The organism is Microbacterium mangrovi (assembly GCF_000802305.1).
In the GTDB taxonomy this organism is placed as follows: Bacteria; Actinomycetota; Actinomycetes; order Actinomycetales; family Microbacteriaceae; genus Microbacterium; species Microbacterium mangrovi.
Genome location: NZ_JTDK01000006.1, coordinates 801326 through 823616, shown reverse-complemented (window position 1 = coordinate 823616; position 22291 = coordinate 801326). Strand labels below are relative to the sequence as shown.

19 protein-coding genes and 1 pseudogene are annotated in these 22291 nt (G+C 67.2%); 13 read left to right on the top strand and 7 right to left on the bottom strand.

The genetic code is table 11. The annotated features are described in order from the left end of the window. The first annotated feature begins 57 nt into the window (after positions 1-57). The 6 genes from LK09_RS07755 to LK09_RS07730 all read left to right on the top strand — a co-directional run bounded on the left by LK09_RS07755 (position 58) and on the right by LK09_RS07730 (position 6712). The gene (locus tag LK09_RS07755) at positions 58-1110 is read left to right on the top strand and encodes a LacI family DNA-binding transcriptional regulator (RefSeq protein ID WP_197061006.1); all 1053 of its coding nucleotides are present in this window, start codon (positions 58-60) and stop codon (positions 1108-1110) included. A 48-nt stretch (positions 1111-1158) separates the two neighbouring features. Further along, on the top strand, positions 1159-2163 hold the full coding sequence (locus tag LK09_RS07750; RefSeq protein ID WP_039397640.1) for a LacI family DNA-binding transcriptional regulator: 1005 nt from the start codon (positions 1159-1161) through the stop codon (positions 2161-2163). 96 nt (positions 2164-2259) lie between these two features. Continuing rightward, positions 2260-2967: an L-ribulose-5-phosphate 4-epimerase gene (locus LK09_RS07745; protein ID WP_039397638.1), complete on the top strand. Its 708-nt coding sequence runs from the start codon at positions 2260-2262 to the stop codon at positions 2965-2967. Next, entirely contained in the window at positions 2967-4547 is a 1581-nt protein-coding gene (locus LK09_RS07740) for a xylulokinase (protein ID WP_039397636.1), read from the top strand. The genes LK09_RS07745 and LK09_RS07740 overlap by 1 nt, the downstream gene beginning before the upstream one ends. A 112-nt stretch (positions 4548-4659) precedes the next feature. Further along, a complete protein-coding gene (gene araA, locus LK09_RS07735; protein ID WP_039397634.1) occupies positions 4660-6162 on the top strand; it encodes an L-arabinose isomerase in 1503 nt (500 codons plus the stop codon). A 328-nt stretch (positions 6163-6490) separates the two neighbouring features. Continuing rightward, positions 6491-6712, top strand: coding sequence for a helix-turn-helix domain-containing protein (locus tag LK09_RS07730; RefSeq protein ID WP_156138676.1), 222 nt, complete (start codon positions 6491-6493; stop codon positions 6710-6712). Positions 6713-6894: 182 nt separating this feature from the next. Here LK09_RS07730 and LK09_RS07725 read toward each other — a convergent pair whose 3' ends face one another. Continuing rightward, entirely contained in the window at positions 6895-8172 is a 1278-nt protein-coding gene (locus tag LK09_RS07725) for an MFS transporter (RefSeq protein ID WP_052226508.1), read from the bottom strand. A 139-nt stretch (positions 8173-8311) separates the two neighbouring features. Here LK09_RS07725 and LK09_RS07720 point away from each other — a divergent pair, with 139 nt between their 5' ends. Next, entirely contained in the window at positions 8312-9280 is a 969-nt protein-coding gene (locus LK09_RS07720) for a GlxA family transcriptional regulator (protein ID WP_039397630.1), read from the top strand. A 111-nt stretch (positions 9281-9391) separates the two neighbouring features. After that, complete coding sequence (locus LK09_RS20655) at positions 9392-10057, top strand: hypothetical protein (protein WP_052226507.1); 666 nt, start codon at positions 9392-9394, stop codon at positions 10055-10057. Between the two features lie 13 nt (positions 10058-10070). Here LK09_RS20655 and LK09_RS07710 read toward each other — a convergent pair. Continuing rightward, positions 10071-10333, bottom strand: a pseudogene (locus LK09_RS07710) (aspartate 1-decarboxylase); the annotation flags it as partial. Positions 10334-10647: 314 nt separating this feature from the next. Here LK09_RS07710 and LK09_RS21415 point away from each other — a divergent pair. Together LK09_RS21415 and LK09_RS21105 are read left to right on the top strand one after the other, a co-directional pair. Then, positions 10648-11370, top strand: coding sequence for a hypothetical protein (locus LK09_RS21415; protein WP_156138675.1), 723 nt, complete (start codon positions 10648-10650; stop codon positions 11368-11370). 1415 nt (positions 11371-12785) lie between these two features. Next, positions 12786-14474, top strand: coding sequence for an SIR2 family protein (locus tag LK09_RS21105; protein ID WP_082008106.1), 1689 nt, complete (start codon positions 12786-12788; stop codon positions 14472-14474). 1295 nt (positions 14475-15769) lie between these two features. On the opposite strand, the gene LK09_RS21950 is transcribed toward LK09_RS21105, so the two are convergent. From LK09_RS21950 to LK09_RS07680, 4 genes are all read right to left on the bottom strand, one after another. Continuing rightward, positions 15770-16276 (bottom strand): tyrosine-type recombinase/integrase, encoded by a 507-nt coding sequence (locus tag LK09_RS21950; protein ID WP_052226506.1) that lies wholly within the window; start codon positions 16274-16276, stop codon positions 15770-15772. After that, complete coding sequence (locus LK09_RS21945; RefSeq protein ID WP_231562979.1) at positions 16273-16761, bottom strand: hypothetical protein; 489 nt, start codon at positions 16759-16761, stop codon at positions 16273-16275. The genes LK09_RS21950 and LK09_RS21945 overlap by 4 nt, the downstream gene beginning before the upstream one ends. Before the next feature lie 106 nt (positions 16762-16867). Then, positions 16868-17716, bottom strand: coding sequence for an aldo/keto reductase (locus tag LK09_RS07685; RefSeq protein ID WP_039397626.1), 849 nt, complete (start codon positions 17714-17716; stop codon positions 16868-16870). A gap of 13 nt (positions 17717-17729) precedes the next feature. Next, the gene (locus LK09_RS07680) at positions 17730-19088 is read right to left on the bottom strand and encodes an MFS transporter (protein WP_231562978.1); all 1359 of its coding nucleotides are present in this window, start codon (positions 19086-19088) and stop codon (positions 17730-17732) included. A 181-nt stretch (positions 19089-19269) separates the two neighbouring features. Here LK09_RS07680 and LK09_RS07675 point away from each other — a divergent pair, with 181 nt between their 5' ends. The 3 genes from LK09_RS07675 to LK09_RS07665 are packed head-to-tail and all read left to right on the top strand — an operon-like array spanning position 19270 to position 21594. Then, positions 19270-20175 (top strand): helix-turn-helix transcriptional regulator, encoded by a 906-nt coding sequence (locus LK09_RS07675; RefSeq protein ID WP_039397624.1) that lies wholly within the window; start codon positions 19270-19272, stop codon positions 20173-20175. Between the two features lie 14 nt (positions 20176-20189). After that, the gene (locus LK09_RS07670; protein WP_039397622.1) at positions 20190-20384 is read left to right on the top strand and encodes a hypothetical protein; all 195 of its coding nucleotides are present in this window, start codon (positions 20190-20192) and stop codon (positions 20382-20384) included. 1 nt (position 20385) lies between these two features. After that, positions 20386-21594, top strand: a complete 1209-nt coding sequence (locus LK09_RS07665; RefSeq protein WP_082008104.1) for an MFS transporter — start codon at positions 20386-20388, stop codon at positions 21592-21594. 27 nt (positions 21595-21621) lie between these two features. Here LK09_RS07665 and LK09_RS07660 read toward each other — a convergent pair whose 3' ends face one another. Next, on the bottom strand, positions 21622-22083 hold the full coding sequence (locus tag LK09_RS07660) for a 3-methyl-2-oxobutanoate hydroxymethyltransferase (protein ID WP_052226504.1): 462 nt from the start codon (positions 22081-22083) through the stop codon (positions 21622-21624). Positions 22084-22291 lie beyond the last annotated feature (208 nt).

Sequence of the window (22291 nt, the reverse complement as noted above, 5' to 3'; positions counted from 1 at the left end):
GTCCCTTGTCTCGGCGCGTGTGAAGACATCGGAGGTCCAGAGGTGAGCGATTCGGCGATGCGAACAAGCCCGCCCATTGCACGCGCATCGAGGGGGTCGGTTATCCGACGGGTTGCGAATATGCGCGATGTGGCGGATGCGGCGGGGGTGTCAGTCGGGACGGTATCCAACGTGCTGAATCGGCCGCACTCCGTGTCTCCGAGCACGCGGACACGGGTGCAGGGCGCCATCGACCGGCTGGGCTTCGTGAGGAACGACGCGGCGAGGCGACTTCGCGAAGGGCAGAGTCGCACGATCGGACTCGTCGTCCCCAACCTTCGCAATCCGTTCTTCGCCGATGTCGCCAAGGGTGCAGAGGAGCGTGCACACAAAGCAGGTCTGAGCATCCTGATTGCGAGCAGCGACGATCGGCCAAGCCAGGAAGCAGCTCGACTCGCCCAATTCAGGGAGCAGCGCGTGAGGGGTATTGTCATCGCCCCCGTGGGGTCAGATCCGATTGGCGCCGCGAGCGCGAGCACCGAAAGCGGTCCGTTTGTGCTCGTCGGCGGCGACCATGCGAACCCAACCTGTGATTCCGTCGGGTTCGACGACCGACACGGCGGACGCATCGCGGCGGAGCACCTCCTCAAGCTGGGGCGGCGCAGGCTGCTCTTCATCGGCTGTCCGCCGGGCGTGAAGCAGGTAGCGGACCGGCTCGAAGGTGGAAACGATGCGGTCGCGGACCGGCCCGATGCAGTCTTGGAAGTCATGGCCACGGGCTCGATGACTATCGAGGGAGGGCGGAGAGCAGCCACCGAGATCCTCGAGCGGGCCCCGCACTCACGCCCCGACGCAATCATCGCGGCCAACGACCTGGTCGCGCTCGGCGTCTTGCAGGCGTTGCTGCAGGCCGACCAAGTCAGGGTGCCCCACGACATCGCCCTCATCGGCTACGACGACATCGACTTTGCTGCATCGGCCGCGGTGCCGCTGAGCTCGATCGCGCAGTCCGGACAGCTCCTCGGATCGACTGCAGTCGACATGATGCTGGAAGGGGGGCCGGCGTCGGCACCGCGACAGCACGTGGTTTACCGTCCCGGACTTGTCGTCAGATCATCTACTGACGGCTGAGTGCACGTCGTACGCGCGGACACGAGCCCGTCGCCTAACGTGGGTGCGATGGAAGAGTCGGCGGCACGGGGCCCGCGCGGGCGGGTCGGGGTGCGGGAGGTCGCGGCCCTCGCCGGGGTGTCGACGCAGACCGTGTCGCGGGTGATCAACGATCACCCGGGCATCCGCGCCGAGACCCGGCAGCGCGTGCGCGACGCGATGGGGACGCTGGGCTACCGGGTGAACAACGCGGCGCGCGCGCTCGGCACGAGTCGCAGCCGCACGCTCGGCGTGATCGCGTCGGATGCCACCCTGTACGGGCCGTCGATGGGCATCGCAGCGCTGGAAGCGGCCGCCCGACGCGAGGGCCGGTGGGTGGCGACGGCGTATGCGGATGCTGCGGACGACGCCTCGGTCGACGCGGCGCTGCAGCACCTGCTGGCGCAGGGGGTCGACGGCGTCATCGTCATCGCCGCGCACGAGCACACCGTCGCCGGGCTCGCCGCCCGCACGCCGGGGGTGCCGGTGGCGGCGCTGCACGCCGGACCGGGCGCTGCGCCGCAGGCGGCGGGGGCGGCCCTCGCCGTGCAGCATCTGGCCGAACTCGGACACCGGCACATCGCGCGGCTCGGCGGCCCGGCCGACTGGCTCGAGGAGGATGCCCGGGCGGCCGGATTCACGCGGGCGCTGACCGAGCACGGTCTCACGGCGGGCCCCACGTGGACCGGTGACTGGTCGGCGGCGTCCGGGGCAGCGGTCGCGGGCGACGTCGCGGACGCCCTCGGCGCGGTGGGCGGAGCCACCGCGGTGGTGGTCGCGAACGACCAGATGGCGCTGGGACTCATGGCGGGGCTGGCATCCGTGGGGCTCGAGCTGCCGCGCGATGCGAGTGTGGTCGGATTCGACGACACGCCGGATGCAGCGTTCTACCGCCCTGCGCTCACCACGATCCGCCTCGATCTGGCGGGGGAGGCGCGTCGCTGCGTCGCCGAGGTGCTGGGACTCGCCGCGCCCGCGCCGGCGGCCGCCCCCGAGCTCGTGGTGCGGGCATCCACCGCTGCCGCGGTCGCGTGAGCCCGACAATCTGATCGACCCGCGTCGGGCCGGGGCTTGCCATCCACCGAATGTTACCGGTAACATCGGTCGGGTTCACCGACCGATGGAGGCTTCGTGATCGACGATGATGTGCAGGCGACGATCGCTCGTGTGCGTGAGGACGTCGCCCGGCTGCACGGCGAACTGGTGCGCTACGGCCTGGTCGTGTGGACGGGCGGCAACGTGTCGGGCCGGGTGCCGGGCACCGACCTGTTCGTGATCAAGCCGTCCGGCGTCTCGTACGACGACCTCGACGCGGCGAACATGATCCTGTGCGACCTGGACGGCAACGTGGTGCCGGGCACGCCGGGCAGTGAGCGGGCGCCGTCGAGCGATACCGCCGCGCACGCGTATGTGTACCGGCACATGCCCGAGGTCGGCGGCGTGGTGCACACGCACTCCACGTATGCGGTCGCGTGGGCGGCGCGGGGTGAAGAGATCCCCTGTGTCATCACCGCGATGGCCGACGAGTTCGGCGGGCCGATCCCGGTGGGTCCGTTCGCGATCATCGGCGACGACTCGATCGGCCGCGGCATCGTGCAGACCCTGCAGGGGCACCGCAGCCGTGCGGTGCTGATGCAGAACCACGGCCCGTTCACGATCGGCAGGGACGCGAAGGATGCCGTGAAGGCCGCCGTCATGCTCGAGGACGTCGCCCGTACCGTGCACCTGTCGCGTGAGGGCGGTCTGCTCCGGCCGATCCCGCAGCAGGCGGTCGACAGCCTCTACGACCGCTACCAGAACGTGTACGGCCAGGCCGCGGACACCCGGCGGGACGCCTGATGTCCGCGCCGGCAGAGGCGATCGCGGCCGGACGCGCCGTGCTCGGCATCGAGCTGGGCTCCACCCGCATCAAGGCGTGCCTCATCGGCGACGACCCGGGCGACATCCTGGCCGTCGGCGCCCACGACTGGGAGAACCGCCTGGTCGACGGCCTCTGGACCTACGCGCTCGACGACGTCTGGACCGGCATCCAGCAGGCGTACGCCCGCCTCGCTGCCGACGTGCGCACCCGGTACGGCGTCCCGCTCACGTCCGTGCGCGCCGCGGGTATCTCCGGGATGATGCACGGCTACCTCGCCTTCGACGATGCCGACGAGCTGCTGGTCCCGTTTCGCACGTGGCGCAACACGAACACCGGTGCGGCGGCGGCCGAGCTCAGCGACCTGTTCGGGGTCAACATCCCGCTGCGGTGGTCGATCGCGCACCTGCATCAGGCGGTGCGGGATGCCGAGCCCCACGTGCCGCGGATCGCCTCGCTGACGACCCTCGCCGGGTACGTGCACCGGAGCCTCACCGGACGTCGCGTGATCGGGGTGGGGGATGCCTCCGGGATGTTCCCCATCGACTCCGCCACCGGCGACTACGCGCCCGGCCTCGTCGAGCGGTATGACGACGTCGCCGCGGGCCGGGTCCCGGCCCTGCGCACGCTGCTGCCCGAGCCGCTGCGCGCGGGGTCGCCGGCGGGTGCGCTGACCGAGCCGGGAGCCCTGTTGCTCGACCCGACGGGAGCCCTGCGTGCGGGCGTCCCGTTCTGCCCGCCCGAGGGGGATGCCGGCACGGGCATGGTGGCGACGAACGCCGTCGCCCCGCGCACCGGCAACGTCAGCGCGGGGACGAGCATCTTCGCGATGGTCGTGCTGGAGCATCCCCTCGGCGCGGTGCACGACGAGCTCGACCTCGTCACGACCCCGGCCGGCGACCCGGTGGCGATGGTGCACTGCAACAACGGGGCCAGCGAGCTCGCCGCCTGGGCCGGGCTGTTCGGCCGCTTCGCCGCGGCATCCGGAACCCCGCTCGACCCCGATGCGGTGTTCGACGTGCTCCTGCGGGAGGCGCTGCAGGGCGAGCCGGATGCCGGCGGCCTCCTCGCGTACAACCACCTCGCCGGGGAGCCCATCGCGGGCCTCGCCGAAGGGCGGCCGCTGCTCGTCCGCCGGCCCGATGCCGCGTTCACGCTCGCGAACCTCATGAGGGCGCAGCTGTCCGGCGCGTTCGCGACGCTCGCGCTCGGAATGCAGGTGCTCGCCGACGAGGGTGTGCGCCTGGACCGCCTGTTCGCCCACGGCGGGATGTTCCGCACGGCAGGGGTCGCCCAGCAGCTGCTCGCGGCGGCATTGGATGCTCCGGTCGCGGTGGGCGAGACGGCATCCGAGGGCGGTGCCTGGGGCATCGCCGTGCTCGCCGACTACCTCGCGCACACCGACCTCGACCTCGGCGCGTACCTCGACGCCCGCGTCTTCGCCGACGCCTCGCCGACCGTCGTCGGCCCCGACCCGGTGGATGTCGCCGGCTTCGCCGCGTACCTCGAGCGCTACCGCCGCGGCCTCGCCGTCGAGTCCGCCGCCGTCAGCGCGTTGTGACGTGGCATCGGTGTCGCGAAACCTGCAGATGTCACCGAACCTGCATCCCATCCGCGCATCCGTGCAGGTTTCACCGCATCCGCAGGTTTCGGAACCCCCAAAGGAGCACCCCATGACCCTCTCCACCTCCCTCGACCCGTACGAGGTCTGGTTCGTCACCGGCAGCCAGTCGCTGTACGGCGACGAGACGCTGCGGCAGGTCGCCGAGCAGTCCCGGGGCGTGGCCGCGGGGCTCGCGGACCTGCCCGTGCGGGTCGTGTGGAAGCCGGTGCTGATCGAGCCGGACGGCATCCGGCGTCTCGCGCTCGAGGCGAACGCCCGCGACGACGTGATCGGGATCATCGCGTGGATGCACACGTTCAGCCCGGCCAAGATGTGGATCGCGGGGCTCGACGCCCTCCGCAAGCCGCTGCTGCACCTGCACACGCAGGCGAACGTCGAGCTGCCGTGGAGTCAGATCGACTTCGACTTCATGAACCTCAACCAGGCCGCGCACGGCGACCGGGAGTTCGGCTACATCCAGACCCGGCTCGGCGTGGCCCGCAAGACGGTGGTGGGGCACGTGTCGCATCCCGCGGTGCTCGCGCAGGTCGAGGACTGGCAGCGCGCGGCCGCTGGGTGGGCGGCGTCGCGCTCGCTCAAGCTCGCCCGCTTCGGCGACAACATGCGCTACGTCGCCGTCACCGAGGGCGACAAGACCGAGGCCGAGCTGCGGTTCGGTGTGCAGGTCAACACATGGGGCGTGAACGAGCTCGCCGCAGCGGTGGATGCCGCATCCGACTCGGACGTCGACGCCCTCGTTGCGGAGTACCTGGCGTCCTACGACGTGGCGCCCGAGCTGCTGCCCGGCGCCGAGCGTCACCAGTCGCTCCGCGACGGCGCGGCGATTGAGGTCGGGCTGCGATCGTTTCTCGAGGCGGGCGGATTCGGCGCGTTCACCACCTCGTTCGAAGACCTCGGCGCGCTGAAGCAGCTGCCCGGGCTCGCGGTGCAGCGGCTCATGGCCGAGGGCTACGGTTTCGGGGCCGAGGGCGACTGGAAGACCGCGATCCTGGTGCGGATCGCGAACGTGATGGGGGCGGGTCGTCCCGGCGGGGCATCCCTCATGGAGGACTACACGTACGACCTGGTGCCCGGCGACGAGAAGATCCTCGGGGCGCACATGCTCGAGGTCTCACCCGCCCTCACGACGCAGAAGCCGCGCCTCGAGATCCACCCTCTCGGCATCGGCGGCAAGGACGACCCGGTGCGGCTCGTGTTCACCGCCGATCCCGGGCCCGCCGTCGTGGTGGCGATGAGCGACATGCGCGACCGTTTCCGCCTCGTGGCGAATATCGTCGAGAACGTGGATGCCCCCGATCTGCCGAACCTCCCGGTGGGCCGAGCCGTGTGGAAGCCGCAGCCCGACTTCCACACGTCCGCCGCCTGCTGGCTCGCCGCGGGAGCGGCCCACCACACCGTGATGACGAATAACGTGGGTATCGAGGTGTTTCGCGACTTCGCCGAGATCGCGGGCACCGAACTGGTCGTGATCGACGACGACACCACGGTGCGCGGGTTCCAGCGCGAGCTTCGGTGGAATCAGGCGTACTACCGACTCGCACAAGGACTATGACGGGCAACCATCCACCGCACGGGAGCGCGCTCGGGTTCGAGTCGGGATGCCGGTCGTGCGGGGGATGCCCGCACCGCGGGTCCGAATGGTTCCTGACCTGCGTGGAGGCCTCGATCGCCCGACGCCGGGAGTTCGCATTCGCGGCGCTCCCGATGGATCAGCCGCTTCGCGCGCCCATCCGGGTACTCCGTCGGTCTGGGTCCCCCGGAGCCCGCTGTGGTGGTGGGGCGGCAGGTACACGGGACCCGCAGCGGGTACGCGCGCGGCTGCCGCGATCCCCGCGTATGCGTACCGTCGTGTGCGGAGCCGGTCGCAGGGGATCAGCCCCGTGCCGGCGATGGTTCCCGCCGTGCAAGCCGGTGAGATCCTCGATCGTCTGCGCAGCCGCGGGATGTCGGTGCGGGCGATCGGCGCGCGGCTCGACGTCGGGCGCACGACGATCGGGCGCATCCTCGAGGCGCGCGGTCGTGGTCGCGATGCGCACCTGCTCATCAGCATCCACACGGAACGGAAGATTGCCGGGGAGCAGCTGCCCCCTGTACTGAGCTGATCGCTGGGTAGACGCGGCTCCCGCCTTCGTGCGGGCTCCCGCACCGGTATGGCGTCGCCGGGCCCGGCGCGGACCGCGAGGCGATGCGGGGCACTTACTGGCGACGATGTCGCACGCTCGACGAGAGCTCCACGACGAAACGCCAGGGGTGGTAAGGCCGGTTCGAGCCTCCCGGGCGCGGATCACGGCTTGCCTGAGTCGGCCGAGGGCTCGCCGGCCCGCTGCCGGTCCGCAGCAATGTCTCCACCGCGATCGGGCCACCGATCTCCCCTCGGCTTGGCGAGCCAGAGGAGGAGAGCGCAGGGCAGTATGACGGCGATCGTGTTCGACCCCTGCCATCCCAGCGTCAGGAAGGCGGCGCCGGCGGCGAACGAGACGACGACGGCGGTGGCGCTCCCGACACCCTCTGCGATCGCCTGCAGGCGTCCGCCGCGACCGGGCGGGTAGCAGGAGACCAGGTACGAAGTGCCCGCGACGAAGAGGAAGTTCCATCCCAGGCCGTTCAGCCCGAGGGCGAGTAGCAACTGCACGAAGCTCTCGCCGGATGCCCCGATGATCCCGCCGCGGGCGAGGATGAGCGTGCCGAGAAGGGCGATCACGCGCCGTCCCCACCGTTCCAGCAGCAGCCCCGAGAACAGCGACGGGGCGAACATGCCGACCATGTGCCATTGGATCACCGCGGCGCTCGCTGCGGGCGGGTACGACGCATGTGCGCTTTCGAGCGGACCGATGGCCATGACCAGGGTCATCACCGTCCCCGCGACGGCGAGCGTCGCGAGAGCCGTCGTGAAGTCGCGAGGGCGCTCGACGTCGCGAAGGCGAATCGGTGCCGGCGGGCGGACCTCGCGCGCGTCGCCGGTGCGCTGCGTGCGTGAGTGCCGTTCGACTGGAACGATGGCCGCCAAGATCGGCACGCTCGCCAGGCTGAGCACGGCGACGACGAGATACGACCCCGTGTACAACGAGCCGAAGAGGTTCATCGTGCTGGTTGCGAGCCAGGGTCCGGCGATGGCCGCGATCAGGCCGCCGGCAAGAATAAGCGACATCGCCCGATCCCTCCGGTCTGCGCTGGCCAGATCCGCTCCCATCAGGCGGATGTATCCGCCGGTCGCACGATAGGTCCCGACCAGCGCGGTTCCGGTGCAGAGCATCCAGAATCCGCCGCCGGCGACCGCCCACGCGCAGACCGCCGCGCCGACGGCGCCGACGACCGCACCGCCGATCATGACCGGCGTGTATCCAACTCGCCCGGCGACGAGGCCGGCGAGCACGGCGCAGACTGCGCCGACGAGCGTCATGAGCGCCAGCGGGAGCGTAGCCAGAGCCGGTGACGGCGCAAGGCGCAATCCGACGAGCGCCGTGAGCGTCAGGTCGACGCTCACGGTCGCGTAGTACAGCGCCTGGCATCCGAGGAGTCCCCACGTGGCCCAGTCCTGCCGACGGCGTCGGCCGAGCGGCATGCGATCTCGCTGCGCGGATCTGTCGGAGGTGGGAGGTCGGGTGCTCGCGGTCATGGTGCCTCGTTCCGGTGGTCGGTGGGTGTTCTGTTCACACCGTCACAGGGACGCCGCACTGTCGGCGAGTGGCAGGATAGCCAACATGCACAAATATTCGGCCACTCCGCGACGTGTGGTCGTCGTCGCACCCGAGCGTGTCGTCGCGTTCGACTTCGCGATCCCGTTCGAGGTGTTCAGTCGTCCGGAACTGCAGGGTGCGTACGACGTGGTCGGGTGCGCTGAACGTCCGGGCGTCGTGGCGACGACGACCGGCATCGGACTCTGCGTCGAGGAGGACCTGTCGGTCTTCGCCGGGGCGCATGCGGTCATCGTTCCCGGCCACGACCTGGCGACCCGTCCCTCGGGGGCTCTGCTCCGGGCGCTGTCCGCCGCGCGCGAACGGGGGACACGCGTGGCATCCATCTGCACCGGCGCGTTCCTCCTTGCTGAGGCGGGGTTGCTGGACGGCCGCACGGCGACCACTCACTGGCAGCATGCCGCCCGGCTCGCGGCGGAGTACCCGGCCATCCGGGTCAACCCGAATGTGCTCTACACGGAGGATGACGGGGTCTTCACCAGCGCGGGGGTCAGTGCCGGTGTCGACCTCTGTCTCCACATGCTCGAAAGAGATCTGGGCGCGGCACCCGCGCTCGATGTGGCGCGAAGCCTCGTCATGCCGCGCCACCGGGTGGGGGGCCAGGCCCAGTATCGGCCCGCGCCCCTCGTCAACGCGAGCGGGCCCGTTGCCGAGGTGCTTCGGCTCGTCGCCCAGCGGGCGGGCGAGGTTCGGACGGTCTCGGAACTGGCCCGCAGAGCGAACGTCTCGGTGCGGTCACTCCATCGGCACTGCCTCGAGCTGACCGGATACTCGCCGGGTGAATGGCTGGCTCGCGAGAAGATCTCGCTCGCCTGCCGCCTCCTCGAGGACCCGGCCCTCACGGTCGACGACGTGGCTCAGCGCGCGGGCCTCGGAACCGCCGCCAACCTCCGAGCCCGATTCGCATCCGTCCTCGGAGTCACCCCCACCGCCTACCGTCAGGCCTTTGCTCCGCTGCCGGCTCGAGGCCGGTGACGCTCGCACCTCGGCCGATTTCCGTCCTTTCACGGCTTTCGATGATCCCCTAGAATGGTGAACGATGGCTAATGCAATTAGCTATCGTTCATCACTGTGAAAGGGAAAGACATGGCAGGCCACGACATCTTGACGCGACGGAGCACGGCCGTCTTCTGGTTCCTGTCCGGCGCGTTCTTCGTCGCGTACCCCGCGATCCGGCCGTTCTCGGACGAACGGGGGATGACCGGCGCGGCCGCGTTTGCGTCGCCCTGGTGGCTGGTGGCGCATCTCAGCGCCGTCGCCGCATTCTCGTGCGCGCTCGTCGCCCTGGCGGGCACATATTCGACGGCGCCCACTCATGCCGGAGCGGCGCGCGTCGCCTGGCTGCTCCAAACGCTCGGGATCTGCCTCATCCTTCCCTTCTACGGCGCCGAGGCGTATGGGCTCCATGCGCTCGGGCAGGCTGCCCTCTCCGCGGGCGGACAGGACACGGCATCCCTCGTGTCTCTTGCGTCGGACGTGCGGGGCGGTGCGGGCCTGACGGTCTTTCTCCTCGGCGCCGCGGCCCTCGGAGTGGGCGCGGTGTTCGGGGTGCGGGCGACTGAGCCCATGACCATCCGCCGCTGGGGAGCGATCGTCCTCGGACTGGCCGAGATCCTACTCGTCCCTCAGTTCTTCGCTGACCAGCCGCTCAGAGTGGCGCACGGCATCCTCTTCCTGCTGGGGACGGTGCTTTACGCCGTCGCGCTGCGCCGAGAACAGCCCGCACGGCGCCTGGAAGTCGTCAGCGTCTGACACACTCGTCGACGAGAAGGCGAGCTACTGTCGCGGCGTGTACGAGACGGGCAGCGGCTCCATTCACCTGCATCCTGCCTGACCCAGGGCGGCGTGGATCGTGTACGTCTCGAAGCGGCTGCCGTTGGTCACGTCGACGACGTGGACGAGCTCGTGGGGCAGGATATCCACCGCCTCGAGCAGGTCCGGGTCGATCGTGATCGAGCCAACGTAGTTGAGGTCGCTCGCGGTGATGGTCGCGCGGTCGATCTTCGACTTGAGCATCGTCCCGCGCATCGGGCGCCTTTCGCTGGGAGGGCGGCAGTCCGGATCCTATCGGGCGCCGCATCCCGTGTTACCGAGCGGGACCCGCTGAGCGGCAGCAGTCCGGTCGCGTGACGTTGCGTCGCTGGACCGATAGCATGCGGGCACCGAGTTCGCTGGGGCGCTCGGATGAAGAGGTGAAACTGATGGGGAATGGCCCGCGGGACTGGAGTCCGTCTGGCGACTGGGACGAGAGGTCCGAGTCGAACTCGACCCCGTCATTCGACAGCCATCCACGGGACTTCCCGGCACCGCGGTCACATGCATCGGGGCGAACGATCCTCTCGTTGCTGTTCGGTGTCGGCGCCCTCGTGCTGACCCTGGCGCCGGTGTGGTCGAACCCGCCGGTGCATCTCGCGTGGACGACGGTGGGTCTCACAGCCGTCTATTTCGGTGTTGCTCACCTGTCCCGACGTCGGCGCGGTCTCGCGCGAGGCAGGGTCATCGCATCGGTTGGAATCGGATCTGGCATCTTGGCGACGGGCTTGCTTGTGTGGGGTGTGCTCTCGGCCGAGTTTCCCGCCATGCCGCAGCCACCCCAGGCGGCCTTCGCCGGTGCGATGGCCGTTCATGTGGCTCCAACTTCGCCCGCATCGCCCACGCCAATGACCTCGTCCGGTCCGTACGCTTCCTCGCAGCGGTCGTCGCCGGATCACGCGTATGAAACGCGAACGGGGCGGGTGGTGCCATCAGTTCCGGACGCGACCACGGTCGATCCGGCATATCAGCTGCAGGCCAATCTCGTCGTGACCGCGTACAAAATCTGCACCGGGCTCAACGGTTACCGCACCAAGCTCGGCGCGCTCCCGGAATCCCTCACGGTGAGCGACGACGGGAGGATCAGCGGTCCCGGCGGCACTCTCTCGGTCGTGTTGCCCGCGTACATGCGGATCAGCTATGTCCCGAATGCGCCGGATGGGACCGCATACGTCACGGTCGCCGACTCCGAGTCCGGTATGGCAATGTCCTGCGTCAAGTCCGGTGAACAAGGATGGATCGCCAACAACTGATGCCATGGGTTGCGACGCTCAGAGCGCAAGTCGTGATGCGATTCGGGCTCACTGCTTCTCTATCCGAATGGTGGTCGTGGTGCCGAGGGCGCTCGCACTGTACGACAGTTCACCGTTCGCGCAGGTGAACTCGTTGGTCGCGTCCGTTGACGCGAGCATCGCACTGTCCGCTGCCCCGTCCGATTTGACCTCCTGACAACGCTCTCGTCCCGGTTCGCGCCGTTACCCGATCACGCCCACTTCTTCATCCGCACGGTAGTCGCGCCGCCATTAGCGCTGGCGCCGTCGGATAGTTCGCCGATGGAGTAGGTGAACTTCTTGGATGCATCCGACGAGGTTAGCATCGCGCTGTCGGTCTTGGCCTCGTCCCGCGGCGACACGAACGTGAACGAATCCTTGCCTTTCGTTGTCGAAGGACGCAATCCGATAGACAGAAGGTGTTGCGCCGCAATCGCTCACCCATTTGTGGACGGCTGTGAACTATCTGAGTGGCGCGCGTCGGTGCGACGAACTTGTTGTGGATACTCATATGCTCGATTCGCCCGAGAGAAGGGACCTTTCGTGGAGAGAGAAATCTGCGCCTGCTGTTGCCTGCGGGCGGCTCCGCAACGCGTCTCGGAGACGGACAAACGACCGCAGATCTGCACCGAATGCGCCAAGCACTGGTCCGACCCGGAGCGACGGGATCGCCAACACTTGCAAGTCTGGCGGCGGCACGCCACCGAGATGCAACAGAGCTACGAAGTTCGGATCAGCAACATGCTGGATTCCCGTGAGGCACTCGAAGCTCAACTCGCTGAAACGAGGGTCCGGCTAGCCGATGCGGTCAAGTCGATCAGCAACGCGTTCTTTCAGGCACCAATCGGCGACCTACGCAATGCCATCGAAACCGACGTCGTCAGGCAAGAGCACAACAGGGTCGAGGCCGCGTATCGACTCCGGAGTCGCGCGATGGCAGTCCTGTGGAGGATCGACCAGGGACACAACACCCTGAAATCCAAGGATGACAGGACCTGCTCATGCGGGCTACCAGCCGAGCGGTGTGGCGTCCTTCGCGCGCTATCACCGATCATCGAAGAACTCGACCGCTGGGAAGACGATCAGAAGCAACGACTCCTCGCGGGGAAGACCCATGGGCTGCCGCGAGACCATCCGACGGCGATTGCGGAGGAGCGAGGACTTAGCATCACGTGGAAGGGGCCCGGTAGCCCCTACGCTGACCGCTCTCCCAACAGTCATGGGGCGCCCCGGGCTCGTTAGTCAGCTCCAGGCTCTCAAGGCCAGGGCGCGCCAGTCGGTGTTCGTAAGGTGATCGCGTCTCGTCCGCGCGGTGGCTGCTTCGTGATTGCAGCGGCGGCGCTCGCCAGTAAGCGACTGTTGACCGCCGGGCGCGGCTGCCGCTTAAATAGAGCGCAATGGTTACACACACTCCTTTCTTCCTGCGTGACGCTGCGACACTTGACGCGATCGATGCAATTTCCGCTGCGGACGACATCGTCGTCTACTGTGGTGCGGGGGTATCAATCGACAGGACCGGCCTCTCTTGGCCAATGATGATCGACGGCGTGTTCAACGAGGCAAAGAACCGAGATCGTCGCAACAGGGAGCGCGACCACAAGACTCTGGAACTGATCTTGAATGGGATCAAAGACCAGCCCCAGCGGGCATCCATCATCTCGCAGTTCTTCACTGAAGGTAGGCACCTTAGCGCGAGAGACTTTCTAACCCCCAAGTTGCAGCAGGTCTTGTACGAGGATAACGGGTGGAGTGAGGGCCTTCTGCTGCGGCACCTCGTTAGGCTCGCTATCAACGGGGTGCTCCGCGTCCACAGTCTGACCATCCTTACTACGAATTACGACACGTACATTGAGGAAGAGTTCGACGGGGTGTACGAACGACTCGTTCGGACGATTGCCGAAGTTGGCGGAAGTCAGAGCGTGCCCGGGCTCGAAGTATGCGTGGCTGACAACGATCCACTTAGTACGGCGTGGCACTCTCGCATAACGCATGAGCCCCATCGGACTGACGCGAAGGTAAGGCTCGTGTACCTCCACGGCCGGGTCCCACGCGCTGGCGGTGCATCTGAGGGTACGATCGTGTTCGATGAGCGCAGCTATTCGGACACGCGCGCGGCGGTCGCCGACCACATCACAGAAACGATCAGGGGTCGAGCCCTTCTCGTTCTCGGCGCAAGCCTGACGGATGGGCCTCTCATCGAGGCGCTTGGAAGGACTGCACAGGGCGCCGAGGGCCGGTTCGCTCTCGTGCGTCCGGACTTGCCGCAGTTGGACCCAAGCCCGGTAACGGAATACACCTCACACGGTGCGAAACATCACGTCACCGAAGAGGACGCGAAGCGGATTCTGGCGTACCGCGGGCAACACCTAGGGGTTAAGGTACTTCACCCACTGGGCCACTCTCAGACCGCACAATTTGTCCACGAGCTCGGAATTGCAATTAGGCTGCACCGGAGCACGAAGAAACAATATCGAGCAGCGAAAACGGACTTCAGCTATGAACGCAGACTCCAGAGATGGGCGAATGATTGGGGCTCGAATCATCGCGCTCCCGGTGATGCGCACCAGTACCTCGCAGACGCGCTGAAGAATCAGATCGTGACGAGGATTCCGGAGAAGGATGGGGAGAACGCATCACTGAGACTAGAAGTCTGGGTTCGGATGCGTCCAGGGACTGCGAATCGAACACTGACCTTGTTCGCGAACTCAACGGGACCCTTCCTCATCGAGGATCATCTTCTTCGCCGTGAGGAGATTTCATCGACATCGACGAACGCGTCGGTGTGCACCCTTCTGATGGGTAAGCCGCAGGTAAATACGCTGTCGGACCTTCGCGGCGAAGTCCCTCGCCCGACCCGATGGACAACCTTCCTAAGCATCCCCATCTACCTACACGTGCGACGAGAGATCAGCAAACGGACGTTTTCAGGAATTGTGCCCACGGGCGTCGTTACTTTGTGTGGGCAAGGTGAGAGCCGCCTTGCTGAGCGAATCGAAGAAGACATGACGCTTGAACAGATCGACGATCTCAAGGCGGCGATGATTGATGCGGGTCGCGATCTGCTGCGCCCTCTGAATTGGCTCTAGGCAGACCCATTGCCGTCGAGTTCAACGGACTCGGTCGAACTCATCAGGTCGGCAAGGTCGCTCTCGCGATCCAGCACCGACGCAACGCCGGGCTCGTCAGATACCACCAGCAGTCCTCCACCCATGGGTTGCACGTCACCTCTATGGACATTCAACCACGAAGTGGGTAAGTGCGGCGTGACTTTGTCCAGGTCTCCTGACGAGCGGGATCATGGTCCGCGGTTCCGCAACGAATCCTGTCGGATACCGGGGCCGCGCTGAGCCGTCCCACCCGGATACGCTCGGCCAGCTGGTCATCTCCGGGTGCTCCCTCGGTGCGGAAACGATCACCGGAAAGCCTTACAAGGCAACTACGCAGGGTTAGAACTAGCGGCTCCACGAGCCCTGTTCTGATTCCTCTAAGAGCAGCATCTGGGCGGCACGCTCGACCAACTCCGGTTTGCCAGGTCGACCAGTTCGTCATGGCCTGACCTCGCCAGACGCTGCCAGGCCGTATCCCCAGTGAGCGAGGGATGCCACACCGCTTGCCGTCCCGCCGCGGCCGGCGACCCGTAACCCACATCCCCGAACCGGGCAAGGATGTCCGGATCTGAATGGGTCCCCGACAGCGGCTTATCGATTGCCGCGGCATCCGATTCGGCCTCGGCGGAGAACCTTCGCGAATCATTCGGTCCGTGTGCCCGACGCCAGCAGGTGCAAATCTCGGCCCGTTGGCTCGCGGCTCGGCCCCTTGCCCACAACTGTTGTCGGCGCTCCGATCAATCCGGCCACGTCCGCGCGCCAGAGCGATGCGCGAGGAGCCGTATGACCTAGATGACCGGCCCACTGACGACAACGCAACCACAGGCATACTTCCCGTTGGTCCGACGGTCAGAGCATCGTGGGCGTGCCCAAAATTTGCCCACATCTGGTTCGAAACGAGGCCTGGCGAACTCGTGTCGCCTCCATCCAACTTCACCTGAGATCCGCGTGATTCCGCGGAAAATCGGCCCAACCGCATCCAAATCAACCGAAGCCAAACCCGCCGATTCGGATTCCGGTACCAAAGGTCGCAGGTTCGATTCCTGTCGGGGGCACAGAAAGAAATCCCAGGTCATGCCTGGGATTTCTTGCGTTTGCGGCGAGGGTGAAGGGCGGCCGAAAGGGTCGCCCCCCACAAATCCCCCACACCAGTTGACGTGCACACCGGCGGATCGGGGTGTGTGCATGGACGGGCGTAGCACGGCGTGAGCCATAACTGGCAGCTCGCGCAGTTCGTTACCGGCGGGGATTCGCCTGCGGTGCGTGCATGTCGCCTACCTCGACAGGCCCGGAGGGCCGTATGGCACAGGGAATGTGACGCCAGTGCTCGCCGCGGCCGCACTCTCCAATGCATTGGAGACCTCTTCGAGATCGTCGGCGAAGAGGTCGGCGTAGACGTCGAGTGTCATCGTCGCGGAGGCGTGTCCGAGCATCCGCTGCACTGCCTTCACATTCGCCCCGGCGGAGATCGCGAGAGATGCGGCGGTGTGGCGGAGGTCGTGCGGCGTGATCCTGGGGAACGTGGGATCCGGTGGGATGCGGTCACCCGCAGACGTCGTGTAGCCGCTCTGGATGCGTTCGATGGCGGGCTCGAGGACGCGCTGGCGGAAGTTGGCGTTGCGCAGCGGCTCGTTCTCGGGGGAGCGGAACAGCAGATCGTCGGGTGCACGTTCGGCGCGCTGCCAGTCGATGACTGGTGATAGGAGCGCGGGGTACGGGACGGAACGACGGGTGTGCGTCTTTGGCGTGCCATAGACCAGCCGTCCACCCGGTTCAGTCACGGCGCGAGCGACTTCGATGCGACGTCGTTCGGCATGGACGCTTCGTCTCGGATCTTCCTGAGCGCATCGTTGAAGCCGTCCGAGCACCCGCTCGCACCGGCGATCCTGTTCACGCTCAATCTGGTGATGGGCTTTCCCTCGACCCGGTCGGCGACTGCCGCGGCAAACCTTTCCTGGTAGCCGCGGGACGTGTCGTTGTTGTCGGGCATCAGGCCGGCCTTGACGTCGCTCACCGTGTTCGCGGTGAGCGTCAGCGTGACGGTGATGTACGACGGCGCACCCCCGTACACGCCACGGACGGTGTAAACGCCATCCCTGTACTGAGTGCCGGTCGGGCTCTCGCCGCCACGAGGTGTGGTGGTGGGCTGAGGCGATGGCGACCTCGCGTCAGCAGCGTTGCTGCTGGCGCAGGCGGTCAGGGGCAAGATGACGGCGAAGGACGCGGCGGCCCCGATCGCCGTGCGGCGGAAGCTCTTCGATGTCATGAGTCAGTGTCTCCGGGGATGAGCCGCCGGGTTGCCCCCGCCGCTGGCGAGCAGCATCCTTCCGGAAGCTCCTTTTGCGGACGGCGGGGTCGCCCTGGCGGGGGTTTCAGCCGAGACGGCGTGCGCTGAGCCAGCGAACCATGTCGGGGGCGGCGTGGTCGAAGAACTGGGACTCGCCAGTGTGGAGCTCGACGATCCGAGCCATCTCGTCGTCGCTGAGTTCGAAGTCGAACACGTCGATGTTCTGCGCCATCCGGTCCGGGTTGACGGTCTTGGGGATGACGACGACCCCGCGCTGGATCATCCAGCGCAGCACGACCTGCGCGACGGACTTGCCGTGCGCGTCTCCGATAGCGGTCAGGGCGTCGTTGGTGAACAGTCCGTTCTTGCCTTCAGCGAACGGTCCCCAGGACTCGATCTGAACCCCTTCGCCCTTCATCAGCTCTTGGTAGTCGACGTTCTGCCGGAACGGGTGAGTCTCGATCTGGTTGACGGCCGGGACGGTCTCGTTATTGATGATGAGGTCGAGCAGCTGGTCGGGGGCGAAGTTGGACACGCCGATCGCGCGGGCGCGGGCGTCGCGGTTGAGCTTCTGCATGGCCCGCCATTGGCCGTAGTAGTCGCCGAACGGCTGGTGGATGAGATAGAGGTCGACGTAGTCGAGGCCGAGCTTGGTCGCGGACTGGTCGAACGCGCGGGTGGTGTTCTCTTCGGCGGGCTGGTCCTGGATCCAGAGCTTGGTTGTGATGAACAGTTCTTCGCGCGGGATGCCGCTGGCCTTGATCGCGGCGCCGACGGCCTGCTCGTTGTTGTAAGCGGCGGCGGTGTCGATCGAGCGGTAGCCGGCGGCGAGGGCTGCTTCAACGGCCTGCTGCGTAGGGTCGTTGTCGACCTGGAAGACGCCGAAGCCCAGGATCGGCATTTCGACGCCGTTCTTCAGGGTGACGGTGTGCATGAGTTGTTGCCTTTCAGTGGAGGTTGATGGCGGCCCGGCGTGCTGCCAGGTCGGCGGGAAGGATGAAGACGAGGGTCAAGACCAGGGCGACACCGACCATGACGGCCGCTCCGGTGTACGCGTCCGCGACCCGGTCCGCGAGGGTCGCGGCGCCGGCTCCGGCAGCGGTGAGTGCGGCGACGCCGAGGGTGCTGCCCAGTTGGTGGGCGGTGTTCACCAGCCCCGACGCGGCGCCCGCGTCTTCGGCGGGTGCGCCGGAGATGCCGGCGGCGGTTAGCGGGCCGAAGCAGAGACCCTGTCCGATGCCGAACAGTGCCAGTGGCCCGGCGAACCCCACAAGGTACGGGGTGTCGGGGGTGATCTGGGCCAGCCAGATGAGCCCGGCGAGGACGATACCGATGCCGACGGCGACCAGCCAACCGTTCCCGAAGCGGCGAGTGAGCCGGGCGACGAACAGCGAGACACCGAACTGAAGCAGACTCATGGGAAGGAACGCGATGCCGGTCTGCAGCGGTGTCCATTTGTAGACGCCCTGGAGGAACTGGGTCGTGAAGAAGAAGAATCCGATCCCGGCTCCCGCGAACAACAGTCGGGTTGCCGCAGCACCGCTGCGTTTCCGGCTGGCAAACAACCGCAGGGGCATGATCGGCTGCGCGGCGCGCCATTCGTTCAGCACGAAGACCCCGAGTACAACCACACCGATCCCAAGCGGGATGAGGGTGCCCGGGGCACTCCAACCGTTATCGCCGCCCTCGACGATTCCGTAGACGAGGGAACCCATCCCGATGGTGGAGGTAATGGCGCCGAGCACATCGAAGCGGCCCCGGACGATCCGGGAAGGGGCAAGGAAGCGGGACGCGAGGACGATCATGGTGATCGCGATCGGCACGTTGATGAAGAACCCGACGCGCCAGCTCAGAAGCGACGCCAGGGCACCGCCGACGACAAGACCGACACTCGCGCCGACCCCGGCGGTGGTGCCGTAGGCCGCGACCGCGCGGGTCCGCTCTCGCCCCGGCGCAAACGTTGCGGTGATCAGCGACAGCGACGACGGGGCGACGATCGCAGCACCGACGCCCTGGAACGCACGAGCTGCGATGATCCACGTCTCAGACTGAGCTGTGCCCACAAGGAGGGAAGCGAGGCCGAACAGCGCCAGGCCGACCATGAACACTCGGCGACGGCAGAGGAGGTCACCGGCGCGGGCACCGAGCAGGAGCAGCCCGCCGAAGACGAGCGTGTACGCGTCCTGGACCCACGAAAGAGCGGCAGGCGTGAGTTGCATCGCCTCCTGGATCTGGGGGAGCCCGGTGAAGATGATGGAGTTGTCGAGCACGATCATGAAGTAGCTGACCAGCACGATCGCCAACACCGCTCGTGGGTGCGCTGCCGATTGGGGGTTTCCTGAGGTTGGCTTGGGAGCGGTTGGCTGGGTGTGGATGGTCGCTGTCACGTATCCAGTTCAACGCCGATCCTTCGCGTGAGGGAGTGACGGGTTAACCGTGTACTGACAGTCAGTCGCTGAACTGCGCGGGTCGTCGTAGCGTGGCGGCATGGACAACAGGGACGAAGTGAGCGAGTTCCTTCGCACCCGCCGTGATCGCCTGACCCCCGAGCAGGCGGGCATCATCGGCGGCGGCCGTCGGCGGGTGCAAGGGCTCCGCCGCGAAGAGGTGGCGATGCTCGCCGGAATGAGCAGCGACTATTACGCGAAGATGGAGCGCGGCAACCTCGCCGGTGTGTCCCCGGAAGTGCTCGACGCGCTCGCGCGTGCCCTCCGCCTCGACGAGGCAGAAACCGAACACCTGCACGACCTCGCCCGCGCCGCAGGCCCGGAGCCCATCCGTCGACGTCCTCGTTCCGCAGCTCCCACGACGATTCGACCCAGCCTCCAGCGATTCCTCGACACGAACACCGCCACACCGACCGTCATCCAGAACCGACGCAAGGACATGGTCGCGGCCAACCCGCTCGGGTACGCCCTGTTTTCACCGGTGTTCTCAGACCCGGCCAACCAGCGCAACAACGCCCGGTTCACCTTCCTCAGCCCCGCGTCGCGGACCTTCTACACCGACTGGGAGCAAGGCGCCGACAGCATCGTCGCGTCCATGCGCACCGACGCGGGGAAGAACCCGCATGACAAAGACCTCACCGATCTGATCGGCGAGCTGGTCACGCGCAGCGATACCTTCCGGGTCCGCTGGGCGGCTCACAACGTCAAGCCGCACCGCTCAGGCAGCAAACGCCTCCACCACCCCGACGTGGGGGACCTCGAGTTCGAGTTCGAAGGCATGGAGCTGCCTGGTACTCCCGGCTGGATGCTCTACGCCTACACCACTCAGCCAGGCTCGTTCACCGAAGAACGAATTGCGATCCTCGGCAGCCTCGCTGCCACGCCACCCCCGGTAGCGGTGGACGAGGTCAGCGCTCCGAGCGCCCATCAAGACGACAACGCCTAGGAAGGGGAAGCTCCATGTCAGGAGAACCCCCCGTCGCCCCGAAGCTGATCCGCGAACACGCACCGAACCTGGCCGACCCCGCGGACATCGTCAAAATCTCCTCCGTCGCCGGTCGAACCGCCCGCGCCGGCAGCGCCTTCGCGCTGTCCCGTCCCCGGCACCTGGTGCTTAACGAGATCCTGCTCGGCCGGGCGAACGAGGCGCTCTGACGTGGAATCCACCACCTCAGATGAAGACCCAACGCGCAAAGTGCGGGCGGTCTTCGTCCAGGGGTCGGCGTTCGCGTGGGGTCTGCAGTTCGCGTTCCTGAACACGGCGCTCGCGTTACTGCTCTCCACTCTGCTGGGAGCCTCGAACGCCGAGATCGGACTCGCCCTCGCGCTGTACAACGCCAGCGGGTTTGCAGCGGCGATCCTGATTCCGATGCTTGCCGACCGGCGTGGAAGCTACCTGGGTTGGATGCTGGTGTGCGGGGTTCTCACCCTGGCGACCGCTGCGTTGCTCGCGTTCAGCACCTCGCTCGCCCTCGCAATACTCGGCCTCGTCGTCCTCGGCGGTCCGGCCGCGGTGGGGTCATCGCTGTTCTTCGCTTACCTCCGCGCCGTCGGGACCGGCCATCGCGCCGTCATGAACACGCGCGCGATGGTCTCGTTCGCCTGGGTCGCTGGGCCACCCGCCGCGATGCTCCTCGCGGGATGGCTTGGGATCCGCAGCGTCTTGCTCGCCATCGTCGTCATCGCTCTCGCCGGCCTGGGAACCGTCATCGGACTCCGCCATTCCAGCGAAACGCCGAGTCGACGCGAGGCAACGGGAGACACGCCGTCGACGGCAACGTTCTCGCGGGGGCGGGTCATCGCGATCGTCGCGGCCTTCGTGTTGCTGCAGGCGACGAACGCCACCACGACCTCCGCGATGACCCTGTACGTCGTCGACTCCCTCCACGCGCCCGCGCTCTGGGGCGGCATCGCGCTCGGCGTCGCTGCTCTCGCGGAGATCCCCGCGCTCATGCTGCTCGGCCGCCTCAGTGACCAATTCGGCCAGATCCCCCTGTTGCTGTCCGGTGTTGCCGTCGGCGTGATCTACTTCCTCCTCATGACGATCGTCCGCGACCCGATCGCCCTGGTCGCCGCGCAGCTGCTCAACGCCTGCTTCTTCGCCGCCGTCGCCGGGATCGGCCTCACCCTCTTCCTCGACATCATCCCCAAACCCGGCCTCGCCTCCGGCCTTTTCACGAACACGCGACGAGTCGGCGCGATCGTCTCCGGCGGCATCTTCGCCCTCGCCAGCGCATCCGCCGGATTCTCCGCGGTCTTCCTCTTCTGCGCGGGCCTCACCGCTATTGCCCTGGCCGTCACGTTCCTTGCGGCCCGGACCCGACCATACGACCCACACGTCCGAGACCGCCGTCGGGGCAGGTGAGATCGCTCATGCTGAGGCGGCGCCACATCATGCGTCGCCTCGCCGTTTCGTCTCGCGCTCAGGGACGAGCAGTGTGCGCAGCCGCGCTACCTCGTCGGGGGTCGTCGCGTAGCTGCGCACCTGTGCGGGATAGGTGCTGTCTCGAACGTCGGCAGCGAAGGCAGAAACCTCAGCGATCATGTCGGAGCACACCCCGGCGCACCGCTTGACGAAGCGTGCGGGTGAGCCGTCCCAGATGCCGAGGAGGTCGTGGAAGACGAGCACCTGCCTGTCGGCGCCGGCGGCGATGCCGATGCCCGGGATATCGAGCGCGGGCATGATGACGTCAGTCACATGACGGGATCGCTCGAACACGAGGACAAAGGATCCCGCGTCCTGCAGAGCGCGTGCGCTGCGCGCCAGTTCGAGAGCGTCCTCCGCCGTGCGGCCTTGGGTGCGATACCCGCCGATTGCGACGGCGGTCTGCTGCGTGAGCCCTCCACTGTCCACGGCATTCAAGGTGAACGACCGACGCCGCGGTCGGCGGCCTCGGGGTCGACGCTGCCGGACTGTACGTCGGAATGACCCGAGGTCGCAGCAGCAACGAAGCCATCGTCATCGCCCGATCGCGGCGGCAGCTTTGGTCTGCGGTGACGGGGTCACCGTGCCGGCATCTTCCCAGTGGCCGGTGTTCTCGTTCAGTCGCCGGTCGTTGACG